Origin of the sequence: Pseudomonas sp. FP603, assembly GCF_030687415.1 — a bacterium.
Classification (GTDB): Bacteria; Pseudomonadota; Gammaproteobacteria; order Pseudomonadales; family Pseudomonadaceae; genus Aquipseudomonas; species Aquipseudomonas wuhanensis.
In genome coordinates this window covers 2413786-2434189 of record NZ_CP117431.1, presented here as the reverse complement: position 1 = coordinate 2434189, position 20404 = coordinate 2413786, and the positions used below count along the sequence as shown (strand labels likewise).

Genomic DNA, 20404 nt, shown 5'->3' with positions numbered 1-20404 from the left:
TCATGATTCTGCCCTGGCTAATCCTGATCCCCTTCATCGGCGGCCTGCTGTGCTGGATGGGTGAGCGCTTCGGCGCCACCCTCCCCCGCTGGATTGCGCTGATCACCATGTCCCTGTTGCTCTCCCTCGGCCTCTGGCTGTGGGCCAACGGTGATTATTCATTTGCCCCGGCGCCTGGCGCCGACCCGACCTGGGCGCTTGAGTTCAAGCACGTCTGGATCCAGCGCTTCGGCATCAACGTGCACCTGGCCCTCGACGGCCTGTCGCTATTGATGATCCTGCTGACCGGCTTGCTGGGTGTCCTCTCGGTACTCTGCTCGTGGAAAGAGATCCAGCGTCACGTGGGCTTCTTCCACCTGAACCTGATGTGGATCCTGGGCGGTGTCGTCGGCGTGTTCCTCGCCCTCGACCTGTTCATGTTCTTCTTCTTCTGGGAAATGATGCTGGTGCCGATGTACTTCCTCATCGCGCTCTGGGGTCACAGTTCTTCGGATGGCAAGAAAACCCGGATCTACGCGGCGACCAAGTTCTTCATCTTCACTCAGGCTTCCGGCCTGATCATGTTGGTGGCGATCCTGGGTCTGGTACTGGTCAACTTCAACGACACCGGCGTGATTACCTTCAACTACGCCGATCTGTTGAAGACCAAGATGTCGATGACCACCGAGTACATCCTGATGCTCGGCTTCTTCATCGCCTTCGCGGTCAAGTTGCCCGTCGTACCGTTCCACTCCTGGTTGCCTGACGCTCACGCCCAGGCACCGACCGCGGGTTCCGTGGACCTGGCTGGTATCTTGTTGAAGACTGCGGCGTATGGCCTGCTGCGTTTCGCCCTGCCGTTGTTCCCGAATGCCTCGGCCGAGTTCGCGCCGTTCGCCATGGCCCTGGGTCTGATCGGGATCTTCTACGGTGCGTTCCTGGCCTTCGCGCAAACCGACATCAAGCGTCTGATTGCCTTCTCGTCCGTTTCCCACATGGGTTTCGTGCTGATCGGCATCTACTCCGGCAGCCAACTGGCGCTGCAGGGCGCGGTAATGCAGATGCTGGCACACGGTCTGTCGGCGGCGGCACTCTTTATCCTCTCCGGTCAGCTGTACGAGCGTACCCACACCCGCGATATGCGTGAGATGGGTGGCCTGTGGTCGAAGATCGCTTACCTGCCCGCCCTCAGCCTGTTCTTCGCCGCCGCGTCGCTGGGCTTGCCGGCGACCGGTAACTTTGTCGGTGAGTTCCTGATCCTGATCGGCACCTTCGCCAGCGCCCCATGGATCACCGTGATTGCGACGTCCGGCCTGGTGTTCGGTTCGGTCTACTCGCTGATCATGGTCCACCGTGCCTTCTTCGGCCCGTCGAAATCGGACGCGGTGCTGCATGGCATGGACGGTCGCGAACTGATCATGGTGGTTGGACTTGCGGCGCTGCTGATCTACATCGGCGTGTACCCGCAACCGTTCCTCGATACCTCTGCCGCGACGATGCATGGCGTGCAGCAGTGGCTCGGCACCGCCTTCACTCAACTCGCTTCGGCCCGGTAAGAGCGCTATGGAATTCACGACTCAACACTTTATCGCGCTTGCGCCGTTGTTGATCACCAGCGCCACGATCATCGTGGTGATGCTGGCTATCGCATGGCGCCGCAACCACTCACAGACCTTCCTGCTGTCGGTGGCAGGTCTGAACCTGGCTTTGCTGTCGATCCTGCCAGCCCTGAAAGTCGCGCCGCTGGCCGTGACGCCATTGCTGCAGATCGACACCTTCGCCTGCCTGTACATGGCGCTGATCCTGGTCGCCACCCTCGCCTGTGTGACCCTCGCCCACGCCTACCTGGGCGATGGCGGTTCGGGTTACCCGGGCAACCGTGAAGAACTTTACCTGCTGATCCTGATGGCCGCCGCCGGTGGCCTGGTACTGGTCAGCGCGCAGCACTTGGCAGGGTTGTTCATCGGTCTGGAACTGCTCTCGGTACCGGTTTACGGTCTGGTGGCGTATGCCTTCTTCAACAAGCGCTCGCTGGAAGCCGGTATCAAGTACATGGTGCTGTCGGCCGCCGGTTCCGCGTTCCTGTTGTTCGGCATGGCCCTGCTCTACGCCGACGCTGGCAGCCTGAGCTTCAACGGCATCGGTCAGGCCCTCGCGGCCACCGGTCTGCCAAGCTCGCTGGCTCAACTGGGCCTGGGCATGATGCTGATCGGTCTGGCGTTCAAGTTGTCGCTGGTACCGTTCCACCTCTGGACCCCGGACGTTTACGAAGGTGCTCCGGCACCGGTGGCAGCGTTCCTGGCCACCGCGTCGAAAGTCGCCGTGTTCGCGGTGATGGTGCGTCTGTTCCAGATCTCGCCAGCGGCGAGCAGTGGCGTGCTGAGCGATGTGCTGACCATCATCGCCATCGCGTCGATCCTGTTCGGTAACCTGCTGGCACTGACCCAGAGCAACCTCAAGCGTCTGCTGGGTTACTCGTCCATCGCTCACTTCGGTTACCTGCTGATCGCCCTGGTGGCGAGCAAAGGCCTGGCCGTTGAAGCCATCGGCGTGTACCTGGTCACCTACGTGATCACCAGCCTCGGCGCGTTCGGTGTAATTACCCTGATGTCCTCGCCGTACAACGGCCGTGACGCGGATGCCCTGTACGAATACCGCGGCCTGTTCTGGCGCCGTCCGTACCTGACCGCCGTCCTGACCGTGATGATGCTGTCCCTGGCCGGTATCCCGCTGACCGCGGGCTTCATCGGCAAGTTCTACATCATCGCTACCGGTGTCGAATCGCAGCAATGGTGGCTGGTTGGCTCCCTGGTACTGGGCAGCGCCATCGGCGTCTTCTACTACCTGCGTGTGATGGTCACCCTGTACCTGATGGAACCAAACCTGCGTCGCCACGATGCGCAACTGCACTGGGAACAACGTGCAGGCGGCGTGATGCTGCTGGCGATCGCCGTACTGGCGTTCTTCCTTGGGCTGTATCCACAGCCGCTGCTGAACCTGGTTCAGCAATCGGGGTTGGCGGGTTGATCGCTTAAGCGATTCTCGGTAACAAACAAAAACGGCACCTTCGGGTGCCGTTTTTGCGTTTGTGGGATTTGTTTCTGCTGCCCTTCCCTTCTTCTGCAATCTCCGAAGCTCTCGCCGAATTGTCCGCTTCGTCCTACAGTTTTATTGCCTAACCTGTGGCGCGCGGATAAATCGGATTTCCCCTACGCCTAAAACAGAATCACCCGGCATTCAAACTTGAGGCTGCTCGCCAAAGTCCCCCGTTTTACGGATCGGGACACGAACGTGACCAGACTCATCCCCAAAAGTGAACTCCATGGCCAACGCGACCAAGTACTCGACACCTACCAAGCCATGGACGACTTCCGACAGGCACTGAACCGCCCGGACGATCTGCCTGGCTTCGACGAACTGCTAAACGCAGTGGGCCTCAATCGCTCCAACTACATGCAAGGGGCCAACCAGCGAAAACTCATCGATGCCGTCAGTAACGGTGACTGGGCAATGGTGAAGCCGCGCGTCGCTGCGGATAACGGCGGAGCCTCCTGGAACGCCTTCAAACCCAAACCCGAGCCAGCACCGGCAGAGCATCTGGTGGAAGAACACGCCTTCACCCTGCCCAAACCGGCAGAGTCCGGCTTCCACATCGTCCAGACACCCATGACCCTCGAAGCGCTGGAACGCTCGCTGTACGAAATCACACCCAGCGATGTGCTGCGCCGCGAGTTCCGCTCGCTCAATCGACATCTCGGTGAACGGGTAAAGCCAGGGCAAATGGTTATCTTCAGCGACTCGCGCAACTACATGTGCCGGCGCGAAGAGGCGCAGATGATGGCAGCAGCGGAGAAAGTGAATGAAGCGCTGAAGGATCTGACGGATGAAGAGGCTTCATTCATGGTTGAGTACCATGAGGTGATTGAGCCGTTTTTGGGAGTTTCTTCCGGAGCGTTGGGTGTTGCATCGTTTATGGTGGGTCAGCATATGGAAACGCTTAAGAACACGCTTAAAGAACTTGAGCGGTTACACATAGAGCAGTACCGCCAGCATGGACACCTGAAGTCGCCGGATTTTTTTGCGAAACGCAAAAGGTTGATGACGAAACTGGATGCCGGTTTAGAGCCTTTGGTTCGTAAGACTACGGGCCTAGCGGATCATCCAAAACTTAAACGGGTACTAGGCTTGTCCACGCGAAGGATCGTGCACAACTGGAACAAGGCTGGTGCACCGGCTCAGTTACCAGGCTACGCAACACATATCGAAGGCGTGGCGCAAGCTTCTAAATACTTGAAGGCAGGCGGCTATGTAGCAATTGGGCTGGGGGCTGGTTCTGCGGCGACGAAGATTTACGAAACGTGTCGCACTGGGCGCGAGGAGGAATGTCGTCAGGCGAAATTTGTGGAGGGTTCGAAACTATCTGGAAACGTTGTAGGCGGAATGATAGCGGGCCGACTAGCCCCAACTCTTGCGCCAATGACATGTGCCGCAATTGGAGTGGGGACAGCCGGAACGGGAGGAGTAGTTTGCATGTTGGTTGTGAGTGGCATGCTGGCTGCGCAAATGGGAGACAGCGGTAGCCATGCTGGAGAATTTTTCGGTGAGAAACTGTACGAGGTGAATGAGTAATGCACCTCGACCGGATAATTGGCCACGTTAATGCGTTTTGCATCTTGTGGGGACTTGGCACTCTGGTTTGGATAGATGCGAAGGATTACCTGTGATTGGCCCTCATCTTGATTTTATTTACCTCTCATCATGGGGAGTTGTACTTCTACTTATTTTCCTCAGCGAGGCAATCGTGTTGTTTGCCGCCTATTTTCGGCTTGATCAAATGGAGCGGCACTTCATTGCATCTCATCTTGTGAGCATTAATCGAAAAACGTTGGGAAATGGGCTATGGGGAAGAATGAAAAGGGTTAGGCAGATAGGAGCATTAACAGGCCGTTTTACACATTTCCAAATGCTAGATCCGTATGCTGTCATGGAGGCCGAGATTTTTCCTGAGCACCTGAAAAAATGGGGAAAGATTCCAGGACACCTGATGCGAGCCGCTCTGACCGGTGCTGGGTTACTCTTGATTTGGCTCGGTTTCGACTGGTTACGCATGACAGTTTCCAAACCGACGAGCGACCTGAAATTGCTCTGTATCGCCACATTGATCGCTTGTGTTGTCCTGGCCTTGTTGGCTGTGATCGCAAAGATATACGTCAGCTTTTTCAAACTGGCTGAGATTGAGTCTTTCCTGAAAGAATCGTACTTCGTCGCTCGCAATCGTCGAGTGATGGGAAACGGCGCGTATGGCCGCTACTGTCGCTTGTCCCACATTTCCACCATGCTTTTGCTGGACGATGACTTTTTGTCGGACAGTGATCCCCATGCAATGGATGAGATCGCTCGTTTTCCCTTACCCCTGCGACGTTTGGTCATTATTCCCACCCGGATGCTGGCCTATTCTTTTCTAGGTTATTGCGTGTTCCATCTCAGCGGAAAATTCTTCGGGGTACTTGCCTAAAACCAGCGAATAGTTTTGCCAGTCCTTTCAATAAAAAACGCGGCCCTTCTAGCGCCGCGTTTTTTTGCTTCTTTAAGAACCGTCGTCGCGACTACTCACCCGGCTCAACGTTATCCAACGCCTGATTCACCGCCAACTCTCCCAACATGACCACTTGCGCAATACCCAACAGAGTCTTGCGATGTGTGCCTTCCAGCAGAGCGGCGAAGTCACCGAGCATGACCGTAGCCGAGGACAATGACTCGCTGGCACTGGCCAGCAGGGATTCAGTGTCGGCTTTGGGATTGGCGAAAAACATCTGATTGGGGGTGTAGGGCGTGGCCATGACGTGGGCGGTAGGATTCAGGTAGTAATCGAGCGCACGTTCGGCGGCTTCGTGGAGTTTTTTGGCGTCGATGGAGGCGTAGGGGGATGTTGGGTCGGTGTCCGTAGCTGTGTTTGCTTCGGGAGGATTGGGTGTTGGTTTTTTCATGATGTTTCTCTCTCTATGATAGTTGCAGCTGGCCCATTCGGTTTCCAAGCGAATGGGTGACAGCTGTACGCAGGTTGGAAACCCGGGAGAGAGCAACCCGGGGAGTGTCAGATTTTTTGTGTGCGGGCCGGTAACGGCCTGCCATAAGGCAAGCCCTCATTTCACCAGTTTGACCTGGTAAATCGATCGCCATAAAGAATCGCAAACTGATTCATTGCGCTCTTCCAGTCGTGCGCTGCGCTGCCCCAATTGGCCGTGATGTTTTGCAGTGCCAGCCAGATCAGCTTCGTCGCTGCATCATCAGTCGGGAAGTGGCCTCTTGTCTTGATGATCTTGCGCAACTGAGCATTGATGCTCTCGATGGCGTTAGTGGTGTAGATCACTTTTCGGATGGCAGGCGGGAAGACAAAAAACGGGATGACTCGATCCCAGGCACGTCTCCAAGCGGCTACGACTGTGGGTATTGTTTGCCCCAAGGCCCCGTTTCAAATGCGTCCAGAGCTTGCTCGGCAGCTTCAACGTTAAGCGCCTGATAAACCGGCTTGAGGGCTTTGGCCAACTCGCGGCGCTTGTCCCAGGAGGCGTAATCAAGACTGTTACGGATCAGGTGCACGATGCAGGTCTGCAAGGTCGTCGTCGGAAACACCGCACTCAAGGCTTCTGGCATGCCTTTAAGGCCGTCAGTTACCGCGATCAATACATCCTCAACGCCACGGGTCTTGAGGTCGTTGAAGACCTTCATCCAGAACTTGGCCCCCTCAGTGGTCTCAATCCAGATGCCCAAAATGTCTCGGGTGCCGTCCGGCAGCACGCCCAGAGCCAGGTAGATGGCCTTGTTGCGAACCAGTCCTTCCTCACGGATTTTGACCCGCAGCGCATCGAAGAAAATCACCGGATACATCGGCTCAAGCGGGCGTTGTTGCCAGGCAGTCACTTCCTCCAACACTGCGTCAGTGACCGAGCTGATGAAATCATGGGAAACATCGGTCCCGTACTGCTCCGAAAGGAATGCCCGGATCTCTCGGACGGTCATGCCACGGGCGTACATGGCAATGATTTTGTCGTCGAAGCCCGTGAACCGACGCTCATGCTTGGGGATCAGCATTGGCGCGAAGCTGCCATCGCGATCCCGAGGAATGTCCAGACGCAGCGGGCCATCATCGGTCAGCACGGTCTTGCTGCTTTTGCCGTTGCGCTGGTTACTCGACTCCTCAGGGCGCTCCGCGCCCTGAGGGTAGCCAAGGTGGTGACCCAGCTCCGCGCCAAGGGCTCGCTCGATAAGCGCCTTTTTGAACGCCATGGATGCGTCCTGAATCGCCTCGGCGCTCATTGGGCCTTTAACGAACTGATCGATCAGCTCCTTCGGAATCGAAGGAAGCTGGGTTTTGGCCTCCGAGGCCGGTTTCTTTTTGGTCGGCATACATGCTCCTTTTCAACATGTTATGCCCGAACACAAAATTTCTGACAGTCCCGCAACCCGGCAGACACGAAGGTCTCCCGCGTACAGCCGCCATAACAGAGTGCACACCATGAAGGTGCGCAAGCATACGTCATGAAAGGCGCTTTTGCGCTCTCTTACCCTCGGGGTTTCCAAGCCCGGTCGCTGAATTGGCAGCGACGAACACAGGCTAGAGACCGGGCGTCCGACGGACAACCTGAAAACATTGTGGGAAGGTTCTGTATTCCAGACACAACCTTTAAACATTTCGAATTGAAATACGCATGTGTAGCTGCCGAAGCTTCGGGTGCCGGTTTGCGTTTGTACGATTTTTTACCGCCGCACTCCCCTCCTCCTGCAATACCCGAAAGCTCTCGCCAGACTATCCGCCTCGTCCTACATCCAGCATTGCGCCTTGGGCTCTATCTTGAATGACTGATCTGGCTGTTCTGGTCTGATCGGGCAACACCACCCGCACATGACGAAATTGTAATTCCCCCATCACCTTGGCGTTATCCGCAGCTTGCAACGATGTCACCCGGCGACCATGCCGGCGGGCCCTTGCCCGCCGAACAATAAAACCCACGCCGAAGCACGTTCCCGTTCTGCCGAACCCAAGGAGTGATTGATGGTTAACAATACAAAAATGTCGATGGCCGCTTTAGCTGTGGTTGTCGGCTCCGGGCCGTCCATGGTGTTGGCGGAAGAAAAACCTGAGGGCTTTATCGAGGGCAGCAGCCTGACGGTGCTCAACCGCAACTTCTACTTCAATCGTGATCACCGCAACGGCCAGTCGAGTCCCACCGGCAATGGTTATTCCGAGGCCTGGGCCCACGCCGTTATCAGCAAGTTCGAATCAGGGTTTACCCAGGGCACCGTCGGGATCGGTGTCGATGCATTTGCGATGATCGGCCTGAAACTCGATACCGGCGACGGCCGAAACGGTGGCCGCAGTTCGTTTGATGTGCTGCCGGTCGATAGCGACGGTCAGGCGCGGGACGAATACACCAAGGTCGGTGGCGCCGCCAAAGTGCGCGCCTTCGATACGGTGGTGAAGGTCGGCGATGTGTTTCCGGCCAACCCGGTGGTTGCGGCGGGTGACTCCCGACTGTTGCCGGAAAGCTTCCGGGGTGTCACGGCCACCAACACGAGTATCGAAGGTCTGTCGGTACAGGGCGGTCGCCTGCATGCGATGAGCCAACCGGTGTCCAGCGACATGCGCGAAAACTTCGCGACTTTCTACGCAGGCCCGGTCAATTCGCCGTGGGTCGGCTATCTCGGTGGCGACTACGCGCTGAACAAAAACCTCAGTTTCAGCCTGTATTCAAGTCGCCTCAAGGACGCCTGGAATCAGTACTACGCCGGCACCGCATGGACTTATCCGCTGTCGGATGACCTGTCGTTGTTCGGTGGCCTGAACTATTACAAGGCGGTCGACGAAGGCAAACAACTGCTCGGTGAATTCGACAACAACATCTGGAGCGGCCGCGTCGGTGTGAAGCTCGGCGCCCACTCCGTTGCGTTATCGCACCAGCGCAACAACGGCAACGACGACTTCGATTACCTGCGCCAGTCCGACTCGATCTTCCTCGACAACTCCATCCAGTACAGCGACTTCAACTCGCCCAAGGAACGTTCGTGGATGGTGCGTTACGACCTCGACATGAGCCGCTATGGCGTGCCGGGTTTGTCGTTCATGACCCGTTACGGCCGTGGCACCGACGCCGACTACTCCAACGCCAACGCCGTGTACATGCGTCGCGATGCCGACGGCAACCCACTGACTGACCAGAAGCGCTGGGAGCGTGACATCGAAGTCAAATACGTGGTGCAGAGCGGCTCGCTGAAAGACATGTCGTTGCGTCTGCGCCAGGCCACCACCCGCGCCACGGCGTTTGAGTCAGATCTGGATGAGGTGCGGGTGATTGTCGAGTACCCGCTGGCGATTCTCTGACTTCAGGGTTTATGCAAATTCACCTTTAGAAGCTCCTTGCTCCTTTGGTAAGAGGTGAATCTTTTGGCGCCCTTCGGGGCGCCTTTTTTATGCCCGGTCTTTAACACACGGCGAAAAACTGTGGGAGCGGGCTTGCCCGCGATGGCGTCGGCACAATCCAACATCTTCGTCGACTGCCCCACCGCCATCGCGAGCAGGCTCGCTCCCACAGGGCTATGTAGTCACCTCGACGTTATCCAACGCCTGATTCACCGCCAACTCTCCCAACATGACCACTTGCGCAATACCCAACAGAGTCTTGCGATGTGGGCCTTCCAGCAGTGCGGCGAAGTCACCGAGCATGACCGTGGCCGAGGACAATGACTCGCTGGCATTGGCCAGCAGAGATTCGGTGTCGGCTTTGGGATTGGCGAAATACATCTGGTTGGGGGTGTAGGGCGTGGCCATGATGTGGGCGGTAGGGTTCAGGTAGTAATCGAGCGCACGTTCGGCGGCTTCGTCGAGTTTTTTGGAGTTGATGGTGGTGTAGGGGGACGTTGAGTTGGCGTCCGCAACGGCTTCTGTTTCGGGAGGATTTGGTGTTGGTTTTTTCATGCTGTATCTCCGTCTAACGGTGGAGCTGACCCATTCGGTTTCCGAACGAAGGGGGGGCAGCTGTACGCAGGTTGGAAACCCGGGGAACGGAGAACCCGGTTGACCCGAAGGTCTCCCGCGCACAGCCGCCATAACGGAGTGCACACATTGGAAGTGCGCAAGGATACGTTATGAAAGGCGCTTGTGCGCTCAGTTCTACTCGGGGTTTCCAATCCCGGTCGCTGAATTGGCAGCGACGAACACAGGCTAGAGACCGGACGTCCGACGGACAACCTGAAAACATTGTGGGAAGCGTCTGTACTTGCGCCACACCCGTTAAACATCCCGAATTGAAATACTCAACGTAGGTTGGAGACTCTCTGCGCCCTCACCCGCCCTGTCGGCGGCAATCGCCTGCCACCGTGTATTTGATGGTGTTGAGTTGGCCCTTTGAATCCTCATAGGTCATGGCAGTAGGCACCACGGCACAAGCAACTTGCGGCCGCACAACGCTCACCACTTTCACCACATCCAGTTTCATCCCGTATTCGTAGTCTTTCACCACCGGCGCAGGTTTGCCCTGGCTGGCAGCGTATTGCTCCATGGCTTGGGTGTTGGCGCTCAGCATCTTTTCGAATGTCCTGTCACCGCCACCTTCAGCGAGCACATTCAGGGATATCGCCATCACCCCGGCGAACGCAATCAACTTGATCAACTTCATATTCCGTACCTTCAAAACCCGGCTCATAAAAAAGCCCGGCATCGGAACTCGATGACGGGCTTGTTCAAGTGCGACACGCTTACAAGTCTTTGGTGTTGTCGTCTTTCTTTTCATTGACGACGACTGGGTCGCGGGCCTGTTCCTTGGCTACGAACAGCTCTACGGAGCGGTCATTGGCGGTCATCATCTTTTCGAAAGTTCGATCGCCGCCACCTTCAGCCAAAACAACGGAAGACATCACCAGCGCCGCCGCAAAGGCACTCAGTTGTGCAAATTTCATGTTTGATTCCTCGTTTAATTAACTGACGGGATCAAGGTAACAATCCGAACCTTTCGTGACGGTGGCGTGGAGATTACATATCCGTTATGTGGGAGGGGCAGTCATTGCAGCGTATTGATCACTCAGAAAATCTGCAGACTGAGAAATACCACAGGGGTTGTATTCACAGGGTTGGTTTAGAGGGTGGGAGTTACTTCCTCATCCCGTCGATGGGCCAGTTGATACAGCACAGGCAGTATCAGCAGCGTAAGAATGGTCGAAGACAGAATCCCGCCAATCACCACCGTCGCCAGCGGCCGCTGCACCTCCGCACCGGTGCCGGTTGCCAGGGCCATCGGAATGAAGCCCAGGGAAGCCACCAGCGCCGTCATCAGCACCGGCCGCAGACGTGTGAGCGCACCTTCGTTGATCGCATCACTGAGAGAGCGCCCCTCCTCGCGCAGGTTGCGGATAAACGCGATCATCACCAGACCGTTGAGCACCGCCACCCCCGACAGCGCAATGAAACCCACGCCCGCCGAGATCGACAGCGGAATGCCCCGCAGCCACAACGCCATGACACCACCCGTCAACGCAAACGGAATCCCGGTGAACACCAGCAAGCCGTCCTTGAGGTTGTTGAACATCATGAACAGCAGCCCGAACACTAACAGCAAGGCCACCGGCACCACGATCTGCAAGCGTTTGGCCGCCGACTGCAACTGCTCGAACTGCCCGCCCCAGCCGGTCCAGTAACCCGCCGGCACCTGCACATCGCGCTCGATCACCTCACCGGCCTCTTTAACGAAGGAGCCAATATCGCGCCCACGCACGTTGGCGCTGACGATCACCAGCCGCTTGCCGTTTTCGCGGCTGACCTGATTCGGCCCGAGCACCAGATCCAGGCTGGCGACGTCCTTGAGGGCGATGAAGCCAATCTGATCGGCAGCGCCATTCAGGGGCGCCGGCACCGGAATCAGCAGTGCCGACAAGCCGTCGATGTCCTTGCGCATGGCATCGGACAGACGCACCACCATGTCGAAACGCCGGTCGCCTTCATACAACGTGCCCGCCTGACGCCCGCCGACCGCCACCGCAATGGTGTCTTGCACGTCGCCGACGTTGAGCCCGTAACGCGCCGCCTTGTCGCGGTCGATGTTGATGGTCAGCACCGGCAGGCCGGTGGTTTGCTCGACCTTGACCTCGGACGCGCCGTTGACCTTCTGCATGGCGGTGGCGATCTTCGCCGCCGTGGCGTTGAGCACGTCCATGTCATCCCCGAACACCTTGACCGCCACATCGCTGCGCACGCCGGAGATCAGTTCGTTGAAGCGCAACTGGATCGGCTGCGACAGTTCATAGTTGCTGCCCGGCAGCGTCGCGGCGGCTTGTTGCAGTTCCGCCATCAGGGTCTCGCGGGACTTGCCCGGATCCGGCCACTGCTCTTTCGGCTTGAGCATCACATAGCTGTCGGAGATGTTCGGCGGCATCGGGTCGGAGGCGATTTCGGCGGTGCCGGTACGGGCGAACACGCGCTCGACTTCCGGCACCTTGTTGAGGATCAAGGTCTCCAGACGCTGCTGCATGTCCACCGATTGCGTGAGGCTCGTGCCCGGCACGCGCAAGGCTTGCAGGGCAAAATCGCCCTCACTGAGGCTCGGCACAAACTCGCTGCCCATGCGGCTGGTGAGCACGCCGCTGAGCACAATCACAGCCAGCGCCGCCCCCACCGCCATGGCGCGATGGGACATCACCCACGCCAGCGCCGGCGCATAAACGCGACGCGCGCCGCGCATGACCACGCCCTCTTCTTCCTTGACCTTGCCGGTGACAAACAACGCGATGGCCGCCGGCACAAAGGTCACCGACAACAGCATGGCGCCCAACAGCGCGATGACCACCGTAAAGGCCATCGGGTGGAACATTTTCCCTTCGACACCGCTCAGGGCGAAGATCGGCAGGTACACGACCATGATGATCAACTGGCCAAAAATCAGCGGCCGCCGCGCTTCTTTGGCCGCCGCGAATACTTCGTGGAAACGCTCGGAACGGCTCAGCAAACGCCCGTGATGCTGCTGCGCATGGGCCAGCCGTCGCAGGGTGTTTTCGACGATCACCACCGCGCCGTCGACGATGATGCCGAAGTCGAGGGCGCCGAGGCTCATCAGGTTGGCACTGACCTTGTTGCTGAACATGCCGGTGAAGGTGAAGAGCATCGACAGCGGAATCACCATCGCGGTGATCAACGCCGCGCGGATGTTGCCCAGAAACAGGAACAGAATCGCGATGACCAGAATCGCCCCTTCCACCAGGTTCTTCTTCACCGTGGCGATGGCCTTGTCCACCAGGTGCGTGCGGTCATACACCGGCACCGCGATCACGCCTTTGGGCAGGGAGCGGTTGATCTGTTCAAGCCTGGTCGCCACTGCCTGGGAGACCGTTCGGCTGTTTTCGCCGATCAGCATGAACACCGTGCCCAGCACCACTTCGCGACCGTTTTCGGTGGCGGCACCGGTGCGCAGTTCGCGGCCGATGTCCACGGTCGCGACATTCTTGATCCGGATCGGCGTCCCGTCGACATTGGCCATCACGATATTGGCGATGTCGTCGGTGCTCGCTACTTGCCCGGGCGCGCGAATCAGCAACTGCTCGCCGCTGCGCTCGATGTAACCGGCGCCAACGTTGGCGTTGTTGCGCTCCAGCGCCGTGACCAGATCGGTGAGGGTCAGTTTGTAGGCCGCCAGCCGTTTCGGGTCGGGGGCGATCTGGTACTCCTTGGCAAACCCGCCGATGGTGTTGATCTCGGCCACACCGGGCACGTTGCGCAATTGCGGCTTGATGATCCAGTCCTGAATCACCCGCAAATCGGTCGGCGTGTAGGCCGTGCCGTCGTCCTTGAGCGCGCCTTCCTGCGCCTCCACCGTCCACAAGAAAATCTCCCCGAGCCCGGTGGAAATCGGCCCCATCACCGCTTCCGCACCCTCGGGCAATTGCTCCTTGGCGATCTGCAAACGCTCGTTGACCAATTGGCGGGCAAAGAACAGATCGGTGCCGTCCTTGAAGATCACCGTGACCTGCGAGAGCCCCGAACGCGACAGCGAACGGGTCTGCTCCAGCGCCGGCAAACCGGCCATGGCGGTTTCAATCGGGAAGGTGATGCGCTGCTCGGTTTCCAGCGGCGAGAACCCGGCCGCGCCGGTGTTGATTTGCACCTGGACATTGGTGATGTCCGGCACGGCGTCGATCGGCAGCTTTTGGTAACTGGCGATGCCGAGGCCGGCCATGAGGAGAACGGCGAGCAGCACGATGATGCGCTGCTCGATAGCAAACTGGATCAGGCGTTCGAACATGAGAACCTTCCGGTCGAGGTTGACGGATCAGTGGGAGCCTTCAATGAGAGTGCTCGGCCGAGGCTTTGCCCAATTCCGATTTGAGGACGAAGCTGCCGGCACTGGCGACTTGCACGCCCGGCTCCAGCCCTTGGGTGACTTCCACCAGACCGGCCGCGCGACTGCCCAGCTCCACCGCTTGCGCCTTGAAGCCGTCATCGGTGCGCACGAACACCGTGGGTTTGTCCTCGACGGTCTGGATTGCGGTTTCAGGTACGGCGACCCTGGCTTGGCGACTGTCAGTCGCCACCAGCGCGGTGACGAACAGGCCGGGGCGCCACGAGCCTTGCGGATTTTCCAAGGTCACGCGGACCGTTGCAGTGCGGGTCTGTTCACCGAGCAAACTGCCGACGTAGGCCACGGTGCCGGCGACTTCGGCATCGAGTTCCGGGGCGCTGACGGTGACCGGTTTGCCCACTTGCACCTTGGTCAGATCCTTGGGCGAAACGCCGAACGTCACCCACACCCGCGACAGGTCGGAGAGCGTAAACGCCGCCGTGGTTTCATCGACCACCTCCCCCGGCGTCAGGTGTTTTTCCACCACCACACCGTCGAACGGCGCGCGCAGTTCATAGCGATTGCCGCCGGTGGCGACCACGCTGCCGCTGAGCACGCTGATTTTTTGCCGGGCATTGGTCAGGGCAATTTCGGCTTCTTCCAATGCCTGGCGTGCCTGAAGGAAATCCTGCTCGGCGGAGATCTTGTCCTGCCACAGTTTTTTCTCGCGTTCGTAGGTGGTGCGCGCCAAGGTCAGGCGACGCTGTGCGGCAGCCTGTTCGCTGCGCTGATCGGAGATCTGCTGACTGGCGATCACCGCCAGCAACTGGCCCTTCTTCACCGGCTGCCCAAGATTGACCGACACCGACTCGACCACGCCGGGCACCCGAGGCACCACGTGCGCGGTGCGGTCTTCGTCAAAGCGCACTTCGCCGGGGAACGGCAAGCCGAGGCTGATGTTCTGCGCCCCCGCTTCGGCCAGTTGAATGCCCGCCGCGGTGATCTGTTCAGCGCTCAGCTCCAGGTGCCCTTCTTCTGCATGTTCGCCGTCGGCTGCTGCGCCTTCTTCAGCGTGACCGGCGTGTTGCGCCGCTTCATCGGCGTGCGCGTCGATGGACGCATTGCCCGGCCACAGCGAGCCAATACCAATGCCCAGCGCCAACGTCGCCGCAGCCACCACGATCAGTTTTTTTTCCATGGAAACTCCTCTGCGCCATGCCATCGCGCAGTGATTTGAAAGATGAAATTCAAGGGCTGACGGTGAGGTCGCCGAAGATGCGTTCGATGCGTACTCGCGCATCCGTCGCCTCCGCAACAGCCTGGATGTATTGGGTGCGAGCGCTAATCAGGGTGCGTTGGGCGTCAAGCACGTCGAGGAAGCCGAACTTGCCCATTTCGAAGCCGCGCGTGGCGCTGTCGACCGCACTTTGCGCAGCGGGCAGGATGGTCTGGTTGAACGCCTCGACTTCGCCGTTGGCGGTCTGCCATTGCTCAAGGCTGGTCTGGATTTCCGTGCGCAAACGCAGCTCGGTGGCATTGCGCAGATCCCGCGCCTGATCGCTGCGCCGGGCGGCCGCCAGCACGTTGCCCTGATTGCGGTTGAACAGCGGAATCGGCATCGACAGCCCGACCACGTTGACCCGCTCGCGCTCGGTTTCGCTGTATTGACTGCCAATGCTCACGGTCAGGTCGGGAATGCGTTGCGACTTTTCCAGACCCAATGAGGCTTCGCGCTGATCGATCTGCAATTTGGCCAGACGCAGCTCAGCGGTCTCGTTCAGGCGCTCCAGCAATCGGCTCGCCGGTGGCACGGTGGGCATGCTTTGCGTGGCCGCTTGCACGGTGGTCGAGGCTGGCAACGGTGCGCCCATGACCTGCGCCAATTGCTGATAGGCGTTGGCCTGATCGCGCTCGGCGCGGCTCAACTCCAGACGCACTTCGGACAATTGCACTTGCGCCCGGGTGCCTTCGACTGGCGATGATTTACCAGCCTCGATGCGTCCTTGGGCGACGCGCAAACCGTGTTCGGCGAGTTGCAGCGACTGACGGGACAACTGCAAGCGCTGTTGCGCGGTCCGGGCGCCGTTGAACGCCTGAATCACGTCGGCGCGCAAGGCATTGCGCTTACGCTCCCACTCGATCCCGGCGGCGTCCTGCGCGCGGCTGGCGACGTCAATCCGTGCGCCACGTTTGCCGCCCAGCTCGATCGGTTGGCTGAGCATCACCGTGGTGGTTCGCGAATCGCGACGAGTGTCTTCGGCCTCCCACGACACTTCGGGGTTGGGGATCAGACCGGCCTGTTTGCGATCACCCTCGGCGATACCGATCTCCCACTGCGCAGCCGCCAGATCCGGATTACCGGCGAATGCCGTTTGCAGGGCTTGATCGAGGGTCAGGGTCGATGCATGCACAAGCCCCGTGCCGGCCAGCAACACAACGCTGGCCGTCACTGTCCTCGCTGTTTTTTTCAGGCGTGATCGCGCCGTCAGTTCTTTTAAACCGGGCAATGGAAGACTTCCTTTATTCAAGAATTTTTGATGCCGCCACGGTAGGGTTTTGAACTTATCGGCAAGGTGACTGGAACATTACAAATCCGTCATCCACGGTTTGTGGAAGTTGTTTTGATCTAGGATACGAAGTGCGAAAGGCGACATAGCAATACATGGAAACAAATACACGGTAGTTATCTGCCAAACAGCCCTTGCCTGAATGTGGCGCATAGGCACTCGGGCTTGCCTGCTGCGACAGGCTGTCGCAGATCGCCATTTTCAGGGCTCAAGACCCGGCATTTCAGTTGACCCTGTAGCCACTACAGCCTTTACCTTGCACGCCATCGCACAGGGAAATCCCTGTAGGAAACCAGGAATTCACAACCTCTAGTCGTTATTAAATCCCGTCCGGAAGCCACTACAAAAACAACAACTTTCCCGGCCACCTTAATTAAATATCCATTAAATAAAAGTGGTGATAGATCATGCGAATCCTTGTCGTCGAGGACGAGCTTAAAGCTGCCGAATACTTGCACCAGGGACTGACGGAAAGTGGCTATATCGTTGACCATGCGGCCACTGGCGCCGATGGACTGCATCTGGCGCAACAGCAGGCGTATGACCTGGTGATTCTGGATGTGAACCTGCCGGAACTCGATGGCTGGGGCGTGCTGGAACAATTGCGTCGCACCCATTCCACCCGGGTGATGATGCTCACCGCACGCGGGCGTCTGGCCGACAAGATTCGCGGCCTGGATCTGGGCGCCGACGATTATCTGGTCAAACCGTTCGAGTTCCCCGAATTGCTGGCGCGGGTGCGCACACTGATGCGCCGCAGCGAAAACATCCCGGTGCCGCAGGTGCTCAAAGTCGCCGACCTGGAACTCGATCCGGGACGCCACCGCGCCTTTCGCGGCGAGCAGCGCATTGACCTGACCACCAAGGAGTTCGCCCTGCTGCATCTGCTGATGCGCCAGTCTGGCGAGGTGCTCACCCGCACCCAGATCATTTCGCTGGTGTGGGACATGAATTTCGACTGCGACACCAATGTGGTCGAAGTCTCGATCCGCCGTTTGCGCGCCAAGATCGACGACCCGTTCGACAGCAAACTGATCCACACCCTGCGCGGTGTCGGCTATGTGCTGGAGGCACGGGAATGAAGCCGGCCAGCCTGTCGATGCGCCTCGGCCTGACGGTGACTACTCTCGGGGCGCTGCTGGTAGTGTTTCTGGCGATCCTGGCTTATTTCGCCCTGACACATGAGTTGAACGCGCTATCCAGAAACAGCCTGGCCCAGAAGATGGAACAGGTGGAACACAGCCTGTCGCTGTACGCCGATCCCGCAGAAATTCGTTCGGCGCCGCACATTCTGCTCGATCAGGTCATGGGCCATGACAACCTCACCCTGACGATTTATGACCGCACCAACTTGCGCACGCCACTGTTGAAATCCGGCTCAGGCATGGTCGACCCGCGTCTTGAGCGCAAGGCAGCGCTGGCCACCGACGAACAACTGGCGTTCTCCACCGGCACCGACGATCAAGGCAAGCGCTACCTGACCGCCTCTCGGTTGGTCCGCATCAAGGACAGTGCCCGCGTCCCGGTGCTGCTGTCGATGGACGATGCCCACAATCAGGCGTTGCTCAGCGCCTATCTGCGCTCGACGCTGATTGCTTTGCCGTTGCTGCTGATCTTTATCGGCCTCAGTGCCTGGGCCGCCGTACAGCGGGGGCTGATGCCGTTGCGCGAGTTTCGCAAAGTGGCCGCGATGGTCTCGACGCAAGACCTCGGCCATCGGCTGTCAGTGCTCGACATGCCCCAGGAACTCAGTGAATTGGCCCAGGGAATCAACGTCATGCTGGATCGCCTCGACAACGGTGTGCAGCAGTTGTCGCAGTTCTCCGATGACCTGGCCCATGAACTGCGCACGCCGATCAACAATTTGATGGGCAAGGCACAGGTGACGCTGTCCCGGGAACGCACGGCCGAGGCGTACAAAAACGTCTTGGTGTCTTGCACCGAAGAACTGGAGCGTGTCGCGCGGATTGTCTCGGACATGCTGTTTCTGGCGCAGGCCAGCAACCCGGCAGCGCTCACGTCCTTCGAATCGGTCGCCCTGGAAGCAGAAGCCGAGAAAGTGGCCGACCTGTTTTCCCTGTCGGCGCAAGACAAGCGCATCAGCCTGAGCGTGACCGGCAGCGCACGCGTGCTGGGCGACCGGTTGATGATTCAACGCGCGATCTCGAACCTGCTGTCCAACGCCCTGCGCCACTGCCCGGCTGGGCAAACGGTTTCGCTACATATTGAACAAGAGGCAACTCAGGTTTCGCTGCAAGTCAGCAACCCCGGCGCGGGCATCGAAGCACAGCATCTGCCGCATCTATTCGACCGCTTTTACCGGGTCGACAGCAGCCGCTCCCGCTCGCAAGGCAGCACCGGGCTGGGCCTGGCCATCGTGCGGTCGATCATGAGCTTGCATCAGGGAGTGGCCGAAGTTGAAAGCCTCCCCGGTGCGATGACCGTGTTCAGACTCGCTTTCCCCAAAAACGAAAATGCAATGTAGCTACCGTCTTGAACCTCACCGAGCAAGCGTACGTTTCGGGTCATAAGGCTGGCCCGCTTCTTCCCCTCTCCTCCCCAATATCCAGAATCGCCTCGCGGGTGAATCATCCGCGTCCTACATCCCGATCCTGCCTTCGACTTTATCGTAATGACTTGACCGAATTGGGCAGGAACAGAAGCCTTGACCTATTCGATTCTTGTGATAGAAATATACGCAGGTAACGTACAGAACATGGACGCTCTTTTTATCGAATTACCCGTATTTCAAAAGCATCGAAGTGACTACCTGGATGACGATCTGTTTCATCGGTTCCAGCAGGAGCTGCTGCAAAACCCGGAAGCGGGAGATGTCGTCGAAGGCACCGGAGGTCTGCGCAAAATTCGAGTGGTGGATGAGCGGCGAAACAAGGGCAAGCGCGGTGGGCTGAGGGTGATTTATTACTGGTGGTCCGGCTTCGACCAATTCTGGCTCTTTACCTTGTATGGCAAGAACGAGCAGGACGATCTCACGCCACAACAGAAAAAACTGCTTAAAGAAATGCTTTATCAAGAAATCAAAGCGAGAACGAGCGATGAAACGTGACATTTTTTCCGAGCTGGTGGAGGGGTTTGAAGCCTTGGTCGATGAGCGCCAAGGTAAAGTCACTCTACGCACGCACAAAGTAAAACTGGCCAAGCTGGCTCCGATTACGGCAGAGGAAGTGGTTGGCATCCGCCAGCAACTGAATCTCTCCCGGCCGGTGTTTGCGATGTACTTGCGCACCAACACCCGGACGCTGGAGAACTGGGAGCAAGGACGAGCGAAACCTAATGCTCAGGCGACAACGCTGATCCGGCTGGTCGAGCGCTTTCCGGAGACCGTTCAACAGCTGGCGGCGCTGACCTGAATCCACTGTTGTGTCCGATGACGCCATCGCGGGCAAGCCCGCTCCCACAGGTTTCGCGCTAGTAGCAGATTTTATGACCATTCCCTATCCACTGTGGGAGCGGGCTTGCCCGCGATAGCGGAGGAACAGGCACAAACAAAAACGGCACCTTACGGTGCCGTTCGCGTTT

At 58.6% G+C, this 20404-nt stretch carries 16 protein-coding genes and 1 pseudogene; 9 read left to right on the top strand and 8 right to left on the bottom strand.

What is annotated here, in order from left to right; all coding sequences use genetic code 11:
• Positions 1-2 precede the first annotated feature (2 nt).
• The 4 genes from nuoM to PSH65_RS11215 all read left to right on the top strand — a co-directional run bounded on the left by nuoM (position 3) and on the right by PSH65_RS11215 (position 5494).
• Positions 3-1535, top strand: a complete 1533-nt coding sequence (gene nuoM / locus PSH65_RS11230; RefSeq protein ID WP_030130913.1) for an NADH-quinone oxidoreductase subunit M — start codon at positions 3-5, stop codon at positions 1533-1535.
• A 7-nt stretch (positions 1536-1542) separates the two neighbouring features.
• Positions 1543-3006 (top strand): NADH-quinone oxidoreductase subunit NuoN, encoded by a 1464-nt coding sequence (gene nuoN / locus PSH65_RS11225; RefSeq protein WP_030130912.1) that lies wholly within the window; start codon positions 1543-1545, stop codon positions 3004-3006.
• Between the two features lie 264 nt (positions 3007-3270).
• A complete protein-coding gene (locus PSH65_RS11220; protein ID WP_305426258.1) occupies positions 3271-4608 on the top strand; it encodes a hypothetical protein in 1338 nt (445 codons plus the stop codon).
• Between the two features lie 91 nt (positions 4609-4699).
• Positions 4700-5494: a hypothetical protein gene (locus PSH65_RS11215; protein ID WP_305426257.1), complete on the top strand. Its 795-nt coding sequence runs from the start codon at positions 4700-4702 to the stop codon at positions 5492-5494.
• Between the two features lie 91 nt (positions 5495-5585).
• On the opposite strand, the gene PSH65_RS11210 is transcribed toward PSH65_RS11215, so the two are convergent.
• Entirely contained in the window at positions 5586-5966 is a 381-nt protein-coding gene (locus PSH65_RS11210; RefSeq protein ID WP_305426256.1) for a DUF6124 family protein, read from the bottom strand.
• 161 nt (positions 5967-6127) lie between these two features.
• Positions 6128-7386, bottom strand: a pseudogene (locus tag PSH65_RS11205) (IS256 family transposase).
• Between the two features lie 646 nt (positions 7387-8032).
• Between PSH65_RS11205 and PSH65_RS11200 the strand changes: the two are divergent.
• Positions 8033-9358, top strand: coding sequence for an OprD family porin (locus PSH65_RS11200; RefSeq protein ID WP_305426255.1), 1326 nt, complete (start codon positions 8033-8035; stop codon positions 9356-9358).
• Between the two features lie 213 nt (positions 9359-9571).
• Here the strand turns inward: PSH65_RS11200 and PSH65_RS11195 are convergent, their stop codons facing one another.
• The 6 genes from PSH65_RS11195 to PSH65_RS11170 form a co-directional block, all read right to left on the bottom strand.
• Positions 9572-9952 carry a DUF6124 family protein gene (locus PSH65_RS11195; RefSeq protein WP_305426254.1) on the bottom strand — a complete coding sequence of 127 codons (381 nt, stop codon included), beginning with the start codon at positions 9950-9952 and terminating at the stop codon, positions 9572-9574.
• 367 nt (positions 9953-10319) lie between these two features.
• Complete coding sequence (locus PSH65_RS11190; RefSeq protein WP_305426253.1) at positions 10320-10652, bottom strand: DUF2790 domain-containing protein; 333 nt, start codon at positions 10650-10652, stop codon at positions 10320-10322.
• A gap of 79 nt (positions 10653-10731) precedes the next feature.
• Positions 10732-10932 carry a co-regulatory protein PtrA N-terminal domain-containing protein gene (locus PSH65_RS11185; RefSeq protein WP_305426252.1) on the bottom strand — a complete coding sequence of 67 codons (201 nt, stop codon included), beginning with the start codon at positions 10930-10932 and terminating at the stop codon, positions 10732-10734.
• Positions 10933-11108: 176 nt separating this feature from the next.
• Positions 11109-14261 (bottom strand): CusA/CzcA family heavy metal efflux RND transporter, encoded by a 3153-nt coding sequence (locus tag PSH65_RS11180; RefSeq protein ID WP_305426251.1) that lies wholly within the window; start codon positions 14259-14261, stop codon positions 11109-11111.
• A 40-nt stretch (positions 14262-14301) separates the two neighbouring features.
• Positions 14302-15495: an efflux RND transporter periplasmic adaptor subunit gene (locus PSH65_RS11175; protein ID WP_305426250.1), complete on the bottom strand. Its 1194-nt coding sequence runs from the start codon at positions 15493-15495 to the stop codon at positions 14302-14304.
• A 49-nt stretch (positions 15496-15544) separates the two neighbouring features.
• The gene (locus tag PSH65_RS11170; protein WP_305426249.1) at positions 15545-16804 is read right to left on the bottom strand and encodes a TolC family protein; all 1260 of its coding nucleotides are present in this window, start codon (positions 16802-16804) and stop codon (positions 15545-15547) included.
• A 467-nt stretch (positions 16805-17271) separates the two neighbouring features.
• Here PSH65_RS11170 and PSH65_RS11165 point away from each other — a divergent pair, with 467 nt between their 5' ends.
• The 4 genes from PSH65_RS11165 to PSH65_RS11150 all read left to right on the top strand — a co-directional run bounded on the left by PSH65_RS11165 (position 17272) and on the right by PSH65_RS11150 (position 20235).
• The gene (locus tag PSH65_RS11165; RefSeq protein WP_007940896.1) at positions 17272-17946 is read left to right on the top strand and encodes a heavy metal response regulator transcription factor; all 675 of its coding nucleotides are present in this window, start codon (positions 17272-17274) and stop codon (positions 17944-17946) included.
• Positions 17943-19349, top strand: a complete 1407-nt coding sequence (locus tag PSH65_RS11160; RefSeq protein ID WP_305426248.1) for a heavy metal sensor histidine kinase — start codon at positions 17943-17945, stop codon at positions 19347-19349. Before PSH65_RS11165 ends, PSH65_RS11160 begins: the two co-directional genes overlap by 4 nt.
• A 231-nt stretch (positions 19350-19580) precedes the next feature.
• On the top strand, positions 19581-19931 hold the full coding sequence (locus tag PSH65_RS11155) for a type II toxin-antitoxin system RelE/ParE family toxin (protein WP_253545608.1): 351 nt from the start codon (positions 19581-19583) through the stop codon (positions 19929-19931).
• Positions 19921-20235: a DNA-binding transcriptional regulator gene (locus PSH65_RS11150; protein ID WP_305426247.1), complete on the top strand. Its 315-nt coding sequence runs from the start codon at positions 19921-19923 to the stop codon at positions 20233-20235. Before PSH65_RS11155 ends, PSH65_RS11150 begins: the two co-directional genes overlap by 11 nt.
• Positions 20236-20404: the final 169 nt, after the last annotated feature.

Coding starts and splice junctions, on each gene's coding strand:
- PSH65_RS11175 (WP_305426250.1), bottom strand. CDS start 15,495: ATGGAAAAAAAACTGATCGTGGTGGCTGCGGCGACGTTGGCGCTGGGC.
- PSH65_RS11155 (WP_253545608.1), top strand. CDS start 19,581: ATGGACGCTCTTTTTATCGAATTACCCGTATTTCAAAAGCATCGAAGT.
- nuoM (WP_030130913.1), top strand. CDS start 3: ATGATTCTGCCCTGGCTAATCCTGATCCCCTTCATCGGCGGCCTGCTG.
- PSH65_RS11190 (WP_305426253.1), bottom strand. CDS start 10,652: ATGAAGTTGATCAAGTTGATTGCGTTCGCCGGGGTGATGGCGATATCC.
- PSH65_RS11180 (WP_305426251.1), bottom strand. CDS start 14,261: ATGTTCGAACGCCTGATCCAGTTTGCTATCGAGCAGCGCATCATCGTG.
- PSH65_RS11195 (WP_305426254.1), bottom strand. CDS start 9,952: ATGAAAAAACCAACACCAAATCCTCCCGAAACAGAAGCCGTTGCGGAC.
- PSH65_RS11165 (WP_007940896.1), top strand. CDS start 17,272: ATGCGAATCCTTGTCGTCGAGGACGAGCTTAAAGCTGCCGAATACTTG.
- PSH65_RS11210 (WP_305426256.1), bottom strand. CDS start 5,966: ATGAAAAAACCAACACCCAATCCTCCCGAAGCAAACACAGCTACGGAC.
- PSH65_RS11150 (WP_305426247.1), top strand. CDS start 19,921: ATGAAACGTGACATTTTTTCCGAGCTGGTGGAGGGGTTTGAAGCCTTG.
- PSH65_RS11160 (WP_305426248.1), top strand. CDS start 17,943: ATGAAGCCGGCCAGCCTGTCGATGCGCCTCGGCCTGACGGTGACTACT.
- PSH65_RS11185 (WP_305426252.1), bottom strand. CDS start 10,932: ATGAAATTTGCACAACTGAGTGCCTTTGCGGCGGCGCTGGTGATGTCT.
- PSH65_RS11200 (WP_305426255.1), top strand. CDS start 8,033: ATGGTTAACAATACAAAAATGTCGATGGCCGCTTTAGCTGTGGTTGTC.
- nuoN (WP_030130912.1), top strand. CDS start 1,543: ATGGAATTCACGACTCAACACTTTATCGCGCTTGCGCCGTTGTTGATC.